Genomic DNA, 16,400 nt, shown 5'->3' with positions numbered 1-16,400 from the left:
TTTCAACTGACATGCGATTTTTTTTATGATGTCACTTGGAGAGCTGTTGCTGCCTGTTTGTCAGGACAAAAAAAGAGCAAGCAGAAGGAGAGTCCCCACTTGCTTGCTCTATGTCAATGAGTCAAGGAAGGCTGTCCACGGTCCTCACTCTTCACTGAACGTTTTCTGCATGATGTAATACGATTGTTTCAAACGCTCTTTATAAGAAGGCATGTCCCAGTTATCCCACGTGTATCGATTGAAAGCGTTCAGTACATCTCCATCTTTTTTGGGGAACGTATCGAGAACATTGTTTTCTTTATCGACATAGAGGACTCCGATACCGATATCTTCGATTTTCACGGATGCTTCGGCTCCTTGCTCCGCAATATTGCCGATGAACTCTTTTTGACTTGGATCTTTCGACTGGATCAGGAGCCAAGGGATTCTCAGTTCGAGTCTTCCGTCGACAATCGCGTAATCCATGAGCGAATCATAATCCGGTGATTCGGGATTGCCGTTCCCTTCTTTCAACTTCCCTGTTTCGTAAGATGAGTAAGGGACTGTCCTGTTTTCATTCGGGATGAAGTACGGTTTGTTGAGGGCGTATTCGATAGGGATGAATTGACCCGAATCGTTTTCACGCTCAATATCGTCAATCAATTTCAATTTATGCCCGTACATGTAATGATATAAATCATAGTACGGATCGATCAGCAACCTGGATTTGTCACCATCCATCCTGGCAATGAAATCAAGGCCATTACTAAATGTCTCAGTGGGTAGATTTTCAATCGTTGTATTTCCTTGGTCAGGGATTGTATCAATTCCAATGACTGGAAAAGCACCGTCAAGCAGTTGCTGCTCATCCATATCCACACGTATATACAAGTAGCGTTCGTCATGATCGACAAACACTTTTTCCAAAATGCCTCTGTCCTTCTCGTAGAAAGGATTCCCTTGCCAGTCTTCTGTGGTACCATCCATTTTAATCTTTATTGTGTCAAAACTGAGCAGACCGAATTGCTGCTCGTTTGTCTGTGCATTTGACCAAAATGGCCTGCGGTCTGGATTGTCATAATCCAATGTATTCCATGTTCGTTTAAACCATTCGTCTTGCCACGTGAACACAAGTCCTCCCATCATCCCTTCATGAATGATATCTTCGTATAGAAGGGTCAGCACTTCTCCTTGCTGTTTTTCAGACATGAATCCTTGATTCCAACCAAAAGGGTTCTCATGGGTTTTTCCGCGTGACGCGGGAATGCCGAACTCAGCAATTAACACCGGAAGCCGGTGTGCCGCATGTAAATCTTTCAAATAGGCTGCATAATTATTTTTCTTGCCTCTGAAGTCAATATACTCACGGTAGCTTTTTTCATAGTTAAGGAAGTCAGGATAATATGGGTACACGTGATAAGAAGCAAATTGACCCGCTTCATCCATTTGTCCTTTCGTATAAATATTATTCGGATCAACCGTGACAAGATCCTCTGCATCTGATGAGTCTGCGGGATGGTCCAATAAATCTGTCGTCACCCAGTTTGTAAAGCTCATCGGACGGATGGCGTTATAGGTCTCCATCTCATACGAGACGAGGATATCCATCTGTTCAGCAAGCCAATACTCAAATGGTGCCGCATTTTTCGTATCAAAGAATGTACCTGTATAGTCTCCGATTTCAGCATGCGCTTCATTTGTACCGACAACCATATCAGGATACCATTCGACGCCAATCATCCATGCACTCACCCAATCAGAAACATCCGCAGTATATACGCCTGATGCGTGTCCAGGACGTTCTTTGACATCTGCATTTCCATGAATGACATCTACGAGTTGCACCATTTCATGGCGGAAGTCTTCCAGATTTTTTTCTTCAAATGCGTCAAGTGAGTCAACCAGTTCTTCTTCGTTGATCCACACGCCGTGCATAACGTGAATCTGTGCATCATTCGATTCATTGTAATCCTTCAGTGCTCGATAAAAAGCTGGAGGGTGTAGTGTATAGACGCGAATTGTATTTGCGTTCATCTCCCCGATCGCTTGAAACCATCTGTAATAATCACTTTCTTCGATGCCCGCTTCACCAGGAAACAGACCGGGTTTTGCCATACCTATGTTGACGCCCTTGACGGTAATGGGTGTCCATTTTCCATTTTCCAGGATTTCCATTTGTTTATTATGAATACGGGCTGGCATCTTAGCGTCCTCCTGATTGTTTGTACTGACAGCCTTTTCTTCCGAGTGGCCGAATCCGTCCAAGATTCCTTTCATCATCGGAACGTAGCTCGACCAGAAAAAGGAGTCATTTGAAAAGGCATAGAGCGCTTTGTAGATTTGCGGCAACCCTGTCACTTGGTAAAACTTCGGAACAGTTGGCACATCGTTATAATCACCAGCAAAGTAGAGGCTTTCAGATGCGCCCGAAAGTTTCTGAACGACAGCCGCAAATTCGGAAGGAATACCTTGTTCTTTCAGTACCTGCTTTCCTTCATCAGTGAGTGACCAATCATAAGTAGCAAGCACATCCGCTCCGGGTCTTGGCGTGACGATATCGAACCAATAGTTGTAACGGTGGGACCCTTTTATGCCTAGACGCTCTTTCCCCCTATCCGTAATTGTCATATTCACGCTTCCGTCAAGCAGATGCTTTTCATCCTCGAGTACGACAACTTTTCCATCAAAATCATTGACGAGTAAGAATCCGCCTCCGTTGTAAGGCCAATTGCCATGATGATCATCTACCACCCATTGTGGAATTTCACTGTTTTCCTCATAATTAAGATTATCGAAATAACGGGCATTCCAACCTTGCCACTCTACGCCAAAATGTCTAGTCACCTGCTGACGGACTGTTTCCTCAGTCGGAGAGGCGAATGTGTTGTATTCAGCGATGAGCAAGGAAGGTTTTTCTGAGGCAGTCCGTTCTTCGATCGCCTCCCATTCTTCCTGTTCGAGACCTCCGATAATTTTAGGCGTACGCGCTCCGTTGCGAATCGTATCGGTCCTCTCGACATCATCTTCAAATACGCCGTACGTATCCGCAATATAGATGACATCGGTATCTTCATAATTCGTCGGCAGTTCCCGTACTTCCGGTTTTTCGTCCGTCTTACTCATTGGCAGCACACCATAATAATCGGTGGCTGCATCGAAAGGTTTCCCATCGGCGTTTTTGACTTTCAAGTGATTCAGCACCCACATGACGCCCAGATGTTCGCGGTAAGAGTCATCACTTATCGTTTTATCAATGATGGCAACTGACAGCGGGCGTTCATTTTGCATGTTCCAAAGAATGAAAGGAAGGATGAAAAGAAGGACGATGAGGATAACAACTACATAGAACTTTCTCATTTCACCGCCCCCTTTGAATCTGTTGCGCCAACACGTTCCATTTCACCCCACGATGAAATACGCAGCATGGAGCGGAATAGCCCTTCCACACGCCATATTAACGTGAGGGGTCGGTACCAAATCACTTCTGTCAATGTGAGCAGCATCATCCGAAATAAGGCGGAAATTTTCGGGTACGTTCCAAGACTCCATGATTCCAACAACACGGCTCCCATTGAAAATACGGTTCCATATAAGACAAAAAGCAATATGAGAAATACGGAATACTCATAATAAATGCCGCCAACGAAGAAGGCTGCAATGATATACATGTAACCCGCTAATTCAATTAACGGGCCCAGACATTCGACAATCCAGAAATAAGGGACAGAGATCATTCCAACCGCTCCATACTTAGGATTGAATGTCATTTTCCGATGGGCCCACAAACTTTCAAGTAGTCCTTGGTGCCATCTGCGTCGCTGTTTACGCAGGACAGATAGCGTCTGCGGGGCTTCAGTCCAGCATACGGGATCCGCTACAAATTCTATTCGGCCGTCGAGTTTGTTTTCCTTCAGCATACGTTGAAGTTTTACGACCATTTCCATGTCTTCCCCGATTGTCGTGACATTGTAACCACCCGCTTGTATTACGTGTTTTTTTGAGAACACACTGAATGCACCCGATATGATCAGTACGAGATTATATTTGCTGAGTGCAATTCTCCCCATGAGGAACGCCCGTAAATATTCGACGATTTGCATGACGACGAATGGGCGGCCTGATAGTTTCATTTCTGAAACCGTACCATATTCTACATCGAGACCGTTTACAATTCGGACATTCCCGCCTGCTGCGATGACTTTTCCGTCAGACGCTATGACCGGCTTCATGACTCGCAGAAGGGAGTTTCCGTCTAAAATGGAATCTCCATCTATCGTGCAGAAATACGAATAGCGGGCATAATTGATGCCGACATTGAGGGCATCTCCCTTTCCGCCATTCTCTTTCTTGATGAGCCATAGGTTCGGATGGACATTGGAACGGTATATTCCTAGGATCGGCTTCGTGCTAAGCGTGGGATTTCCGCTTTTTTCACTCACTGTCATATCAAACTGTTTGATGACAGCAGCAGCTGTTCCGTCTTTTGAACCATCATCGATAATAATGAGCTCTGTTTGCGGATAATCCAAGTTCAGCAAGGAGTGAATCGTCGCAACGACACCACTTTCTTCATTATAGGCAGGAACAAGAATTGTTACGGGTTTCGAATAAAAGGCATCAACAAAACGGCTATCCATCTCTCTTCTATCAAGGCTTCTTTCTTTTCGTAACGTTTGAAAAGATAATACGAACATGATGCTATAAGAAATGATGACGATAGCCATATAACCAATGATTAGATAGGCGAATACTTGCATAGCTGTTTCAATGAATGGCATCATTTTACTATCCTTTCTTTGAGGAATTATCGGTCATATGTTTTATTCTCTTAAACTACTTACTGCCTCATTGTCCACTTGGACTTCAAAAGCGGGCTGTGCAAGATACCGACGTATTTCTTCTCGGATAAGATAGTGTTCGTCGTCTGCTAATATCTTGCTATACTCAACCGCTGAATGCGCCGGAAGCAGGTGGAATAGTCTTGCAGCCTGAAGCCGCTCCTGCCAACGATCTGATTCAATGGCTGCTATCAGCACTTCATCAGCTGGGAGGCGTTCGAGTAAGTTGAATGCCCGCAGTATGCGGATGCGCAACTCATTGTCGGAAGAACTGAATAACTGTTCCAGCTTATCCGACCGTGATGCATTCAGTTTCATCCCTATTACATCGACGACTGCATATTGGGTGCGAGCGGGTAAATGATCGATGGTTTCAACGATTTGATCGAACAGAAGATCGGACATGCTAAATAGAAGCTCTTTCGTATCTTTGGAAGATAGCTTGTCGAGATTTCCTATATGACGTTCGCTAAACGTTTCCGGATTGAATTTCATGTCAATTAACAGCAACAGGAAAAACTCTTCCTTGCTGACAGTTTTTCGCGCCAGCATTTCCCGACATTCTTTCGCTAGCGAATCAATGCCAAAATCACGGATCCGACTTAGTGCATTTACCCGTTCGCCCCAATTCCCCTTCCGCAAGGCATCCCGGTAAAAGTTGCCTAGACAACGGTTTGCAAATGCGCTTATCCGTTTATCGATTTCCTCACTTTTAATATTGTGAACTAGCGACCTGAACAATTCCTCTAAAGCTTTCAATTCTGCCGTGTTTTTCGGTATGAGCTCTTCTCTAGGAATGCCATCAACGCACAAATAGTCATACCAATCCTCTTGGTTCCGTTCCAGGTAGGCGGTTGTCACTACCTGTCTTCTGTTCTCTCTTGCCCGACCGATCATCATGTAGACAGTCATGACGAGGAGCGCAATCAGCAGGCCGACAACAATGACAAGGAGCCACTCAATTGGTAACTGCATCATGACCATATACCTGCTAACATCCGCTTCACTTGCGCTTCAAAAAGCCGGAGGTTGAAAGGCTTCACTAAGTAAGCATCCGTGCCGCTTTCGTAGGCATAAATCATATCTTCTTCGGAATTACGGCGTGTCATCATCAGAACGGTGAATTTCTCTTCATTCGGCATGGCTCTGAGTTCATGTAAGACGTCAAGCCCGTTTTTCTTCGGCAAGACATCACTCATTACGACTAAATGTGGATGCCATGAATTCACCCATCCCGATTGAAACAATGCTAATCCATCATCAAATTCACGGATTTGCAAGTCAATTCCTGGCAAGTGAATCCGTTCAAATGCCATAACTAGAAATCCTCTAAACAATCGATCTGCCTCTAACAGACTCACTTTGACCATGGTGACAGGCCGCTCGAAACCCGAGTCAGCGTAAACAGCCTGAATCCCACTCGTTTCCGAAGCTTTTGACAGAGAATCCCTGCACATCATCAATGCATTGGACAACGTCAATTCCGGATGAAACACTTCGATAATGGATGCCAGTAAGCAGCGATCTTGGGATGGATCTAAAAAGCATTCACAACTGTCTTGCAATCGCCGAAGGAAACCTGTCGATTCTTCCCTCCCGCTATGCGGCAAGAGGATGCCGATTTCATTTGTATGCTCCGTTTTAAATAAGACGTCCTTTTCGCGTAGAATCTGCTGTAACGTTACGGCCACTTTTTGGATGACCGATGCATTCTCCGTATTGTCTTGAAGCAACAGGAGTGACATCGTCTTCCTTTCCCTTAAAACATTCGCTCTCAGCAAATTGAACGTATATGTGAGAAATGAGCCATCCAAAACTTCCGAAACTTTAGTGTTAACCATCTATAGCACCTCGTCCCTTTAAGTCACCTAACTATTCATATTATTTATATACCCTGCATTTAGCAAACTATGTTGACTTTACCTAGAATTGAAGATTTTTTGAGCATGCAAATGCAAGTTGTTAAAAACCCATGCATTTTGAGCTCTCACTCCAATGCATGGGTTTTGGCGTATTCTTCAACGTAAAATCTTTTCCATCTTCTTGCCTTTAGCCAATTCATCGATCAGCTTATCCATATAGCGGATCTCCTGCATTAATGGCTCCTCTATGTCTTCTACCCGTATTCCGCAAATGACTCCTTTAATGAGCGTGCGAGACGGGTTCATATGTGGCGCTTCAGCAAAGAAGCTTTCAAAATCGGTTCCATTATCCAGTATCATTTGTAACTCTTCATCGCTATATCCAGTCAACCAGCGGATGATTTCATCCACCTCTGCCTTAGTGCGTTCTTTTCTCTCTGCTTTCGCGATATATAATGGATACACTTTCGAGAAAGCCATTGTATAGATTTTGTGTTTTGTCATGACCTACCTCCTGTGAGTGTGTTGAAGCTAGTAACTTATTCAGCAGTAAACGAATCCATCGCTTGTTGGGACGTTTTCACAATTGCTTGCGCGTCTTTCAGCAAGTCTTCGTTTTCTGGTTCCAACATCTCTTCAGATGGATCGCCTGACATTGTGTACGCAAAGATGAATTTGTCATTCGAACCGACTTTTTTGTATACTTCGTGTTTCCATCCTTCAGCATCTCCGTCATTTTCAAATATTATGATACTAAACAGGCTTTGCTCGATATCGCGAGACGGTTCCGCATAGAGGAACTCAATCGTTCCAGCAGCTTCTTTATCCCAATCGCTCTCTTTGACAGTCAGCTTGGACAACATATCCGCAGGCATTTCAAATGAAAAACCAAACTTCGCATTGGAGTAGGTGCCTTCCACATTCCCTGCTTCAGTAGCAGCTTCACCTTCCCCTACCCCTTCTTCATCAGACTCCACATCGGTTGTCTGATTCATATCACGCATTTCAACGGACACAAGTTCAGAAAACGTGAATTCTTCTCCATCTTCATAGACAAATATTGTTTTGATCAAACCGACTTCCGGCGCATAATAATGTATTGTGCTTCTTCCTTTTACATCACCAGTAATCGTTGTTGTCACTTCAATTACATCTTTATATGATCCTGCCTTAACGGACATGTCCAAACCTGTTCGTGTTAAGTAACTGACTGAATCATCTCCGTCGTTCTTCTCCCACTTCGGTTTATTCGCCAGTTCAAGAACCGCAGTCTCTTCATTTTTCATGGCATTCGCAATATAAATCTGTTTTACCTCTTCACTACTCACTGCATATTCTTTAATAGACTCATAAGCAAGTCCACCCTTTTCATGAATATATACCGTATCGGGACCTTCCGTGTTTTCCGATAAATTCACTACATCAGTAGATTCAAGCGTTTTTCCGTCCGGATCATATTGGGCATATGTTCTAGCCGTCCCGACCGGTGGAAAATAAGTGGATACATCAATCGCTTCCGTCTCTTTAGAGTCAACCGGCTTTGGCTCTGACGAACACCCACTAAGGATTATCGCAAACAAACCGAACAGAATAAACATCTTTACATTTTTCAAAACCTTCACCCCTTTTTCTAGTAATATCATAACATTTTGAACGTATTTTTTGAAGGTGAGCTTTTATTTTTAGGTACCTGTGCAAGATACTATTCAGACAATACACTACAATTGTATAAAACGAAAAGTTTTTCGTTGGTATGTTAATTTCTCTTTTGAATTTTATGTATATTTAACCATTTTCCTGAATTGTCATAAATACACCTTGCACAGGCACCGACACAATTTAAAACGCCTGCAGGAAGGAGTTCTTCTGCCGGCGTTTTTTTTTACCTATTAGCCATTGTATACACTATCGCATGTGTTCGGGGCTGGTTCGTAGAAACAATGGTCTTTGTATTGACCTGTGAAAGGTTGACCGTACCATGTCGGCGGGCAAGGTGCGTACGGGTTGAAATACCAAAGGGCATATTTCCCCGGATGCTCCCGCCAGTAGTCGAGATTTTGCTTTGCCAGTTTCTTTTCAACGGTCCGTGCACGTTGATAAAACAAATTCCCTTTTTGAACTGCTTCAAATGAATAATTGTTCCCTTGGACTTGGAAGATGACATCGTTAATGGTCCGGACATCTTTAAAATCCAAACAGTCTGCGATTGCTCGATTGACGATGACGTTCCCGACATATAACATTCCCTGCTTGCCTTCTCCTTCAGCTTCCGCTCGCATCATTCTCGCCATGACGTCCACATCCGCGTCTCGATATTTGACTCTAGGCATATAGCGCACCTCCATCTTGTAGTGTATGAGAAGGTGCTTGTTTTGATGAAAATCTTATCGAAATCCTAAAGTCGATGGATGGTGACTTTAACAACAAGGTACCAACAACAAGGTACCTGTGCAAGAAACATTCATGTTTATTCAAACAATTCGTATATAAATACATGGGATTTTAGTTCGTACTTTATGTGAGTCGCTGATGTATCTTCATTCAATTGTAGCGTATTTTCTGAATCCTCCCTTGCACAGGTACCTAACATAAAAAGAATGTTATAATAGAGCCACATATGACCTACTGGAGGTTCACATCGTGCAGATTATCATTACTCATGTTAACTCGGACTTTGACGCGCTTGCTTCTATGATTGCAGCGAAGAAACTGTACCCCGATGCGCAACTCGTGCTATCAGACAAATTGGAAACACGCGTGCAACGATTCTTGAATATTTATCGTGATATGTTCGACTTCGTGCCAACTGCACAAGTGGACTGGGAACAAGTGACGGAGATGATTATTGTTGACGTTGCTTCCCTTTCTCGCATCGGCAAGTTACCGGCGGATTTCGATGCGGCGAAGTGCAACATTATTGTCTACGATCATCATCCGACAGATGAAAAAGATGTCCATTATGATGAGGGTGTTGTCGAGCTTACTGGCGCAGCTGTTACATTGCTTCTTGAGGAAATCAAAGAACGCGGGCTATCCATTACAAGTTTTGAAGCATCATTGTTCGGTCTTGGTATTTATACAGATACAGGTAATTTCACGTATAACAATACGACTGCACGCGATCTGGATATGGCGCGGTTCTTATTGGAACAAGGGATGAGTCTTGAAATCGTGCAGCGTTTTTCAGAGGAGACACTTACACAGGAACAGCAAGATTTACTTGAAAACCTTTTGAATCATACAGAAATCCATGAAGTCGATGGTTTAGACATTTCAATCAGTACATTTGAGCTTGATAAATTCCAGAATGGACTTGCCATGGTGACCCATAAATTGCATGGCATGAAAGGGACGGATGCAGCGATCGCAGTCGTCAAAATGAAGAACTCCGTATGTGTTGTGGGACGCGCTAATTCAGAGCGCATTTCTTTGCAACCGATTTTGCATAAGTTAGGTGGCGGCGGTCACCGTCACGCGGGTTCAGCCACTGTGAAAAAGGGAGACAAGGACGCGATTCTCAAGCAAATCACTAGCGATCTTGAACTGATGCTTCAGCCTGCGATTACGGCAAGGGAGTTGATGGCTCGGCCTGTGAAGACGTTGTCGCCATCAACGACGATTGAGGAAGCAGGTCGCTTGATGTATCGGTACGGTCATTCCGGGTATCCGATTGTTGAGGATGGCAAGTTGGTTGGGTTGATTACCCGCAGGGATTTGGATAAAGCGAATCATCACGGGCTTGGCCATGCGCCAGTGAAGGCGTATATGACGACGAATGTTGTGACGATCGGACCGGATGTGACGTTGGAGGAAATTCAAGAGTTGGTCATTGAGCATAATATCGGTCGACTGCCAGTCATTGAAAATGGCGAAATTATTGGGATTGTTACGCGTACGAATATTATCGAAGTGTTGCATCGGGATGTGCTGAAAGATAAAGATGATTTGAGTACTGAGACGCTTGTTCAAAAGATGGAACAACAGTTGCCAGAAGACGTATGGCGCTTGCTGAAAAAAATCGGTGAAACGGCAAGTGACTTGAATATGCCTGTCTTTCTCATTGGCGGGATTGTACGTGATATTTTGCTTAACCGTCCGAATGATGATATCGATATTGTTGCAGAAGGAAATGGCATTTTGTTGGCACGGGGGTTAAAAGAGGCGTTCGGCGGCGAGGTAGTGGAGCATGAAAGCTTTGGGACGGCGACTTGGGTGACGGCGTCTGGACTGTCGATCGATGTGGTTTCTTCACGTCTTGAATATTACGAGCAGCCTGCAGCATTGCCTGAAGTGGAAACGTCCGTGCTGAGCGATGATTTAGAGCGGCGCGATTTCACGGTTAACGCAATGGCAATTCGATTGAATGCAGAAGCATTCGGTGAATTGATTGACCCGTTTGGCGGGCAGCAAGATTTGATTGAAAGGCGAATTACCATTCTTCATAATATGAGTTTCGTTGAAGATCCGACGCGTATATTCCGAGCGATTCGGTTTGAAGCAAGGTTTGGCTTTAAAATGGATGCGCAAACGGAGAAGTTCGCGCTTGAGTCCATCGATAAAGTGATTTATGTATCCCCGCAGCGCATTAATGAAGAGCTGAAACGACTGTTTAAAGAAGGGGACCCGAAATCGGTGATCCGCAGATTGTTCGAGTTGCACGTGTTCCAGCAATTTGGTATTCATGGTGAGCACATGGAGTTGGTGTGCACAGCTGCTGAAGACTTACAAAAACTGTATGCACATCATTTACAGGGGCAAAACGTACAGCCAAGCTCGTTCGCCTATTTCCTGTTGCCGTTTTTCGTTGAAGAAAAGCTCTATGCCGCGAAGAAGTTCGCACTGACGAAAAAGGACTTGAACTTGCTTGAGGAAACGACGGCGTTGCAGGCCGATAAAAGCTGGCAGCACGCCGACAATCAGGGAGATTTCCATCGGTTGCTGCATGGTCTATCCGATGAAGCAATCCTCTTTTCTTTAGCCGCCGGTCAAGTACCAGAACAGTCTGCGGTCATCGGTTATGTCCTTCGTCGTCAGGATTTGACTGCGTTACTGACTGGCGCTGACCTCATGAAAGCGGGACTTAAACCCGGACCCGCCTTTTCAGAAATTCTCATGCAAACGGAAGTGAAACAACTGAACGGCGACATCTCAACTAAACAAGATGCTGTAGAATGGCTAAACGGGTACCTGTGCAACAAACATTCATGATAATTCATGCAATTTGAATAAAAATTCACGAAATATTAATTCAACTTATACTTATAGTTCACATATGAATCTTTATGCAATTGTAGTGTATTGACTGAATTCAACCTTGCACAGGTACCTAAAAGGAGGAGTGGTTATATGGATAAACGGATAGAGCGAATTGTTGATCTGACGCAGAAGGAGTTTGGGCTTGAAAGGTATACATTGGAGCGTTTTGCGATTTATGCTAATCATGATGGTAATGGGTATGAACTACATATGGAGTGGTTTCCGTTAGATCAGGTGGAGCCGGTGGATGAAGATTTGAATCCTGACGGGACGGCGAGTATCACTTATGATTTGACGTCGGGCCGGTTTACGAGTGTCATTTTCACAATGGGTAAAAATTTTTCGACGGCACTGCCGTTTCAGGAACGGACGGCTGAAGAAGTAGCGGCCTGGCTGGAAAGGATGACGGGACTGAACTACGAAAAGGACTTCTTTGCAGATCATGCGACGCGCAGTGAATTCCGTTTTGCTTCCCGTGTCAATGGCATTAGCTTATCTCCAGGTCTTCAATTGAACGTGGAGCTTGATAAGGAGGGACGATTGATGGTTTTTTCAACGTACGGTGAAATGCCTGATCTAACATTGATTGACATCGAGCCGTTCACGTTGACACTTGAGGAGATTGAACCGATTGTAAAAGCACAGCTGTTTGTTGTGAATTACCCTGTTGAAGCGGATGAGCGGTTTGTTCCGGTGTATGCGATTGAAGAAGTCTATATTACGGCGGATGGGGAACGACTCATTCCATTTGGTGATGACGAACGGACGACTGAAATCGATCACTTAATGGAATGGGAGCATCCTCTTGAGGGGAAAATCGAGCGTCGTTTTATTGATTCGATTGGTGAAGTGAGCGCGGATAAAGCGTTTGATGGCGGGATGACACGCGAAGACGTGACATTGACGGCTGAACAGGCGGATGCTTGCGTCACGCTTATCCACGAAGCTTTACGGATGGAAGATCCAAACGATAGCGGTAAATGGCGGCTGAAAGAGTTGCGGTCTGCGCCGACGCAAATTGAAGCGTTCTGTTATGCAGAAAGTCCCGAGCACAACATTTTCCCGCATAAACTCGTGACACTCATTGACCGAGAAACGATGACCGTTACGAATATGATGGACAATGGCGCCATGCTTGCTATGTTCGATTCATTTACCCCTGCACGCAAAACGGCTGTCGGCCACGATAATGCGTTTGAAAAAATGATTCCTTATATCACTTTGGACCCTGTTTACGTTTATGATAAAACGCAGAAGAAGTATGTCCTTTGTGGTTTACTTGACTCGGAAATGGCTATTGACGCGGTTACAGGCGATGTCATCGAACTGCGTGATTTATAAAGTAAGGAAAGTTGCGTGCGCAATTTATGCGCCCGCGGCTTTTTTTGTTAGTCCTTTATTGAATAAACATCATTACTTCCAGGTCAAGTTATTGATCAACCCAAACCTTCGAAAAGGATAAATAAGGAACCTCTCAAACCGTTTTATTATTCTTCACTATGCTATAATTACCCTATCGTCTATCTATTTCGAAGAATTTCGACAAAGGAGTTTGCTATGCATATCGTTAATTCGACTTTTCAAGTTCCGCCCGAGAAGGCAGAAGAAGTAATCGGGATTTACAAAGGACGTTCAAAACGAGTGGATCAGGCAGAAGGATTTGTTTCTTTCCAGCTTCTTCAGAATCAAAAACGACCTGGAGAGCTCGTCGTTCATATGGAATGGGCATCGAATGATCAGTATTTGAATTGGGTGCGCAGCTCTGAATTCAAAGAAATCCATGAACTGGAAAAGAAGTATCCCGATCAGGAATTGGCTTCAATCATTCCGAAAGTCGCGCAATATAAGGTGGTTGCTAACTGATGAACGAGGAAGTAAAAGCGCAAATTGTAGACGAAACTGTTCTGCAAATTTATAAAGCATTTCCATGGCTTACCGAAAAATTTGGTGAGAATGGACGTAAACGAACTTCAGAAGATAACTTCCACCACTTAAATCATTTAGAAACAGCCTATCAGATGAATGACAGCAAGTTTTTCATTGATTATACAGTTTGGCTCGACCAAGTTCTGACGAGCCGCAAAATTTCTACAAACATTATTATCGACAACTTTGAAAGACTGGTCGCGATTCTCCCAGGTAAACTGGACACGAATAGAGAAACAGCTTTCTTACAATATTTACAAATTGCAATCGCCTTATTGAAACAAAAAGGCTGAAAAGGAGGGATCGCGTGATCGACCATTCCATCAAGCTGTCAAAAATTTTCCTTAGTGGAGATGAACAAGCATCAAAATCTTATATTGAAGAAACGTTATCTAACAATAATCGCCTATTATTGTACGAAGATCTCCTTACGCCTACCATGATTCATATCGGTAAACTGTGGGAATGCAATGAAATTTCAGTTGCTGACGAGCACCTTGCAACAGCTGTCTGTGACTACGTGATTTCTGATTATGAATTCAGGATGGTTTCATCAAAACCATTTAATCATAAAAAAGTAATGTTATTTGGTGCAGAAGGTGAAGAACACTATATCGGATTGAAAATGGCGGCGGCTGTTTTCAAGGAATTCTCATGGACCGTCCGCTATTTAGGTCCGAATCTTCCGCTTCAACATGCAGAAACAGCAGTGAATGCATGGAAACCTGACGTCATCGCCATGACTGCTGCTCTTTCATACCGGCTACCTAAGCTGAAAGAATCGGTGAAAGTGCTTGCAAATACCGAACACGCACCAACCATTATTATAGGTGGTCGCATAGCGCCACATGTGATGTTTGACATGGAAGCGGCTCCTGAACAAGTAATCGTAATGCCGACGTTAAGAAGGCTTCATGATTGGCTGGAGCATGCTAGTAAAGGAGCTGACACTAAAAATGTCGTTTCCTAATGCCTCATTGCCTTTACCCGTCTATGCCATCAATAAAGACTTGGAAATTCTTCAGCTGAATCAAGCTGCTATCAATAGTTTCACGACTGGAACGAGCTTGTTCGACATCATTGATTCTGAAAGTCATCCTAAACTGAGAAATAATGTACAACCTTTTAAAACGATTGAAGCGTTAGAGATAAACGCACTTTCCCCTACTAGCGAAATTTTACTGGTAGACCTCTACATCTCTTGGACAGAGGAAAAGACAGCGGAAGTTGTTTTCGTGAAGAAGGATCAATCTTATATAAATGTAAGTAGTCAATTGAACCGGTTGAGCAATCGGTTAGCGGAAACGAATTTTGAATTACTTGAAGCAAAAGAGACCGCGGAGACTTTATTACAGGAAAATATAATACTTTCTTCTCCTTTCATCGAAATCACTGAAAATCTCGCCCTCATTCCGATTTTTGGCGAATTAAATGTAGAAAAATCCGCAACAATCGCCACTACTATCACTAAACGCGCTTACAATTCAAATGTCGAAACAATTATTATCGACTTCACAGCTGTCAGGCATATTGAACAATGTGGATTGACCGGTCTTGAAAAATTGGTCAGCATGCTGCAACTTCTTGGATTCACTATTATCGTTTCAGGCTTGCATCCTACGCATGTAAAAGAATGGATTAAATTAGATTTTAGTAAGGATATTAAGTTCGTGAAGTCATTAAAATCTGCGGTATAAAGAAGGTACCTTTGGGATTAAGAAGGTACCTGTGCAAGACACATTTATGACAATTCAACAAATTGAATAGTGATACAACATAAATTCTCTTAATGTTGTATCTATGTCTTTTCTAATAGTTTTATATGCAATTGTAGTGAATAGACTGAATTGATTCTTGCACAGGTACCTATTACTATCCTCGGATAACATCAATAAATTGCTTCAAAATCCGCGCTGTCATGCCCCAAATTGTGTAATTGCCATACTCATAAAACCATTCTTCAATCGTCCGTTTCCGCCATTGATATTGATCACCGTTTGGAATCTTTTCAAACGGGAACGTTTCATTGTCAGGCGTAATGTCCACCGCAACTTCATGCATATACGGTTCATGATTAAGCAACCAAGCGAGTGGCACCGTAAACACTTCCTCGACTTCATCTTTATTATAAGAGTCGATAATCTTGTTGAGATCAACAACGCCAACAAACGGATATACGACAAAAGACAGTGAGGCGATATATGGTGTCAACGGTCCTAGAACCTCCACTGTATCAGGCTCCACACCGAGTTCCTCATGCGTTTCTCGTAAAGCTGCAGAAAGAAGCGACGCATCTTCCAAATCGACCCGACCACCAGGAAAACAAACATCCCCTGGTTGAAACCGCATCCGCGATGAACGGACTTCAAACAAGACACACCACTCCCCGTCCACCTCCACAAGCGGAATGAGAACAGCCGAGCGCTTCGCCGTCTTTTCCCCGATAAATAGCTCTTCATTTTCCAACAACTGCTGTTTCCACTGTTCCAGCTTCACAACCTCACCCCCGAATCATTAAGGTACCTGTGCACGACACATT

14 protein-coding genes are annotated in these 16,400 nt (G+C 43.6%); 6 read left to right on the top strand and 8 right to left on the bottom strand.

Annotated elements, in window-relative coordinates; genetic code table 11:
* Positions 1-144: 144 nt before the first annotated feature.
* The 7 genes from H9649_RS10065 to H9649_RS10035 form a co-directional block, all read right to left on the bottom strand.
* Complete coding sequence (locus H9649_RS10065; protein ID WP_191694629.1) at positions 145-3,336, bottom strand: hypothetical protein; 3,192 nt, start codon at positions 3,334-3,336, stop codon at positions 145-147.
* Positions 3,333-4,760: a glycosyltransferase family 2 protein gene (locus tag H9649_RS10060; RefSeq protein WP_225229806.1), complete on the bottom strand. Its 1,428-nt coding sequence runs from the start codon at positions 4,758-4,760 to the stop codon at positions 3,333-3,335. The genes H9649_RS10065 and H9649_RS10060 overlap by 4 nt, the downstream gene beginning before the upstream one ends.
* Before the next feature lie 39 nt (positions 4,761-4,799).
* Positions 4,800-5,795: a HEAT repeat domain-containing protein gene (locus H9649_RS10055; protein WP_191694628.1), complete on the bottom strand. Its 996-nt coding sequence runs from the start codon at positions 5,793-5,795 to the stop codon at positions 4,800-4,802.
* The gene (locus H9649_RS10050; RefSeq protein WP_191694627.1) at positions 5,792-6,658 is read right to left on the bottom strand and encodes a response regulator transcription factor; all 867 of its coding nucleotides are present in this window, start codon (positions 6,656-6,658) and stop codon (positions 5,792-5,794) included. The genes H9649_RS10055 and H9649_RS10050 overlap by 4 nt, the downstream gene beginning before the upstream one ends.
* Positions 6,659-6,835: 177 nt before the next feature.
* Entirely contained in the window at positions 6,836-7,183 is a 348-nt protein-coding gene (locus H9649_RS10045; protein ID WP_191694626.1) for a DUF2200 domain-containing protein, read from the bottom strand.
* A gap of 35 nt (positions 7,184-7,218) precedes the next feature.
* Entirely contained in the window at positions 7,219-8,292 is a 1,074-nt protein-coding gene (locus H9649_RS10040) for a hypothetical protein (protein WP_191694625.1), read from the bottom strand.
* Positions 8,293-8,568: 276 nt separating this feature from the next.
* Positions 8,569-9,009 (bottom strand): cell wall hydrolase, encoded by a 441-nt coding sequence (locus tag H9649_RS10035; RefSeq protein WP_191694624.1) that lies wholly within the window; start codon positions 9,007-9,009, stop codon positions 8,569-8,571.
* Between the two features lie 310 nt (positions 9,010-9,319).
* Here H9649_RS10035 and H9649_RS10030 point away from each other — a divergent pair, with 310 nt between their 5' ends.
* The 6 genes from H9649_RS10030 to H9649_RS10005 all read left to right on the top strand — a co-directional run bounded on the left by H9649_RS10030 (position 9,320) and on the right by H9649_RS10005 (position 15,558).
* The gene (locus H9649_RS10030; RefSeq protein ID WP_191694623.1) at positions 9,320-11,887 is read left to right on the top strand and encodes a CBS domain-containing protein; all 2,568 of its coding nucleotides are present in this window, start codon (positions 9,320-9,322) and stop codon (positions 11,885-11,887) included.
* Positions 11,888-12,025: 138 nt separating this feature from the next.
* Positions 12,026-13,276: a hypothetical protein gene (locus H9649_RS10025; protein WP_191694622.1), complete on the top strand. Its 1,251-nt coding sequence runs from the start codon at positions 12,026-12,028 to the stop codon at positions 13,274-13,276.
* A 216-nt stretch (positions 13,277-13,492) separates the two neighbouring features.
* On the top strand, positions 13,493-13,798 hold the full coding sequence (locus H9649_RS10020; RefSeq protein ID WP_191694621.1) for an antibiotic biosynthesis monooxygenase family protein: 306 nt from the start codon (positions 13,493-13,495) through the stop codon (positions 13,796-13,798).
* Complete coding sequence (locus tag H9649_RS10015; RefSeq protein WP_191694620.1) at positions 13,798-14,154, top strand: hypothetical protein; 357 nt, start codon at positions 13,798-13,800, stop codon at positions 14,152-14,154. Before H9649_RS10020 ends, H9649_RS10015 begins: the two co-directional genes overlap by 1 nt.
* A 14-nt stretch (positions 14,155-14,168) precedes the next feature.
* On the top strand, positions 14,169-14,831 hold the full coding sequence (locus H9649_RS10010) for a cobalamin B12-binding domain-containing protein (protein WP_191694619.1): 663 nt from the start codon (positions 14,169-14,171) through the stop codon (positions 14,829-14,831).
* A complete protein-coding gene (locus H9649_RS10005; RefSeq protein ID WP_191694618.1) occupies positions 14,818-15,558 on the top strand; it encodes an STAS domain-containing protein in 741 nt (246 codons plus the stop codon). The genes H9649_RS10010 and H9649_RS10005 overlap by 14 nt, the downstream gene beginning before the upstream one ends.
* Positions 15,559-15,733: 175 nt before the next feature.
* On the opposite strand, the gene H9649_RS10000 is transcribed toward H9649_RS10005, so the two are convergent.
* Positions 15,734-16,357, bottom strand: a complete 624-nt coding sequence (locus H9649_RS10000; RefSeq protein ID WP_191694617.1) for an NUDIX hydrolase — start codon at positions 16,355-16,357, stop codon at positions 15,734-15,736.
* Between the last annotated feature and the right edge of the window lie 43 nt (positions 16,358-16,400).

Source organism: Sporosarcina quadrami, assembly GCF_014836615.1.
Lineage (GTDB): Bacteria > Bacillota > Bacilli > Bacillales_A > Planococcaceae > Sporosarcina > Sporosarcina quadrami.
The sequence above is the reverse complement of the archived record's forward strand: the minus strand, read 5'-3'. Positions and strand labels throughout refer to the sequence as shown.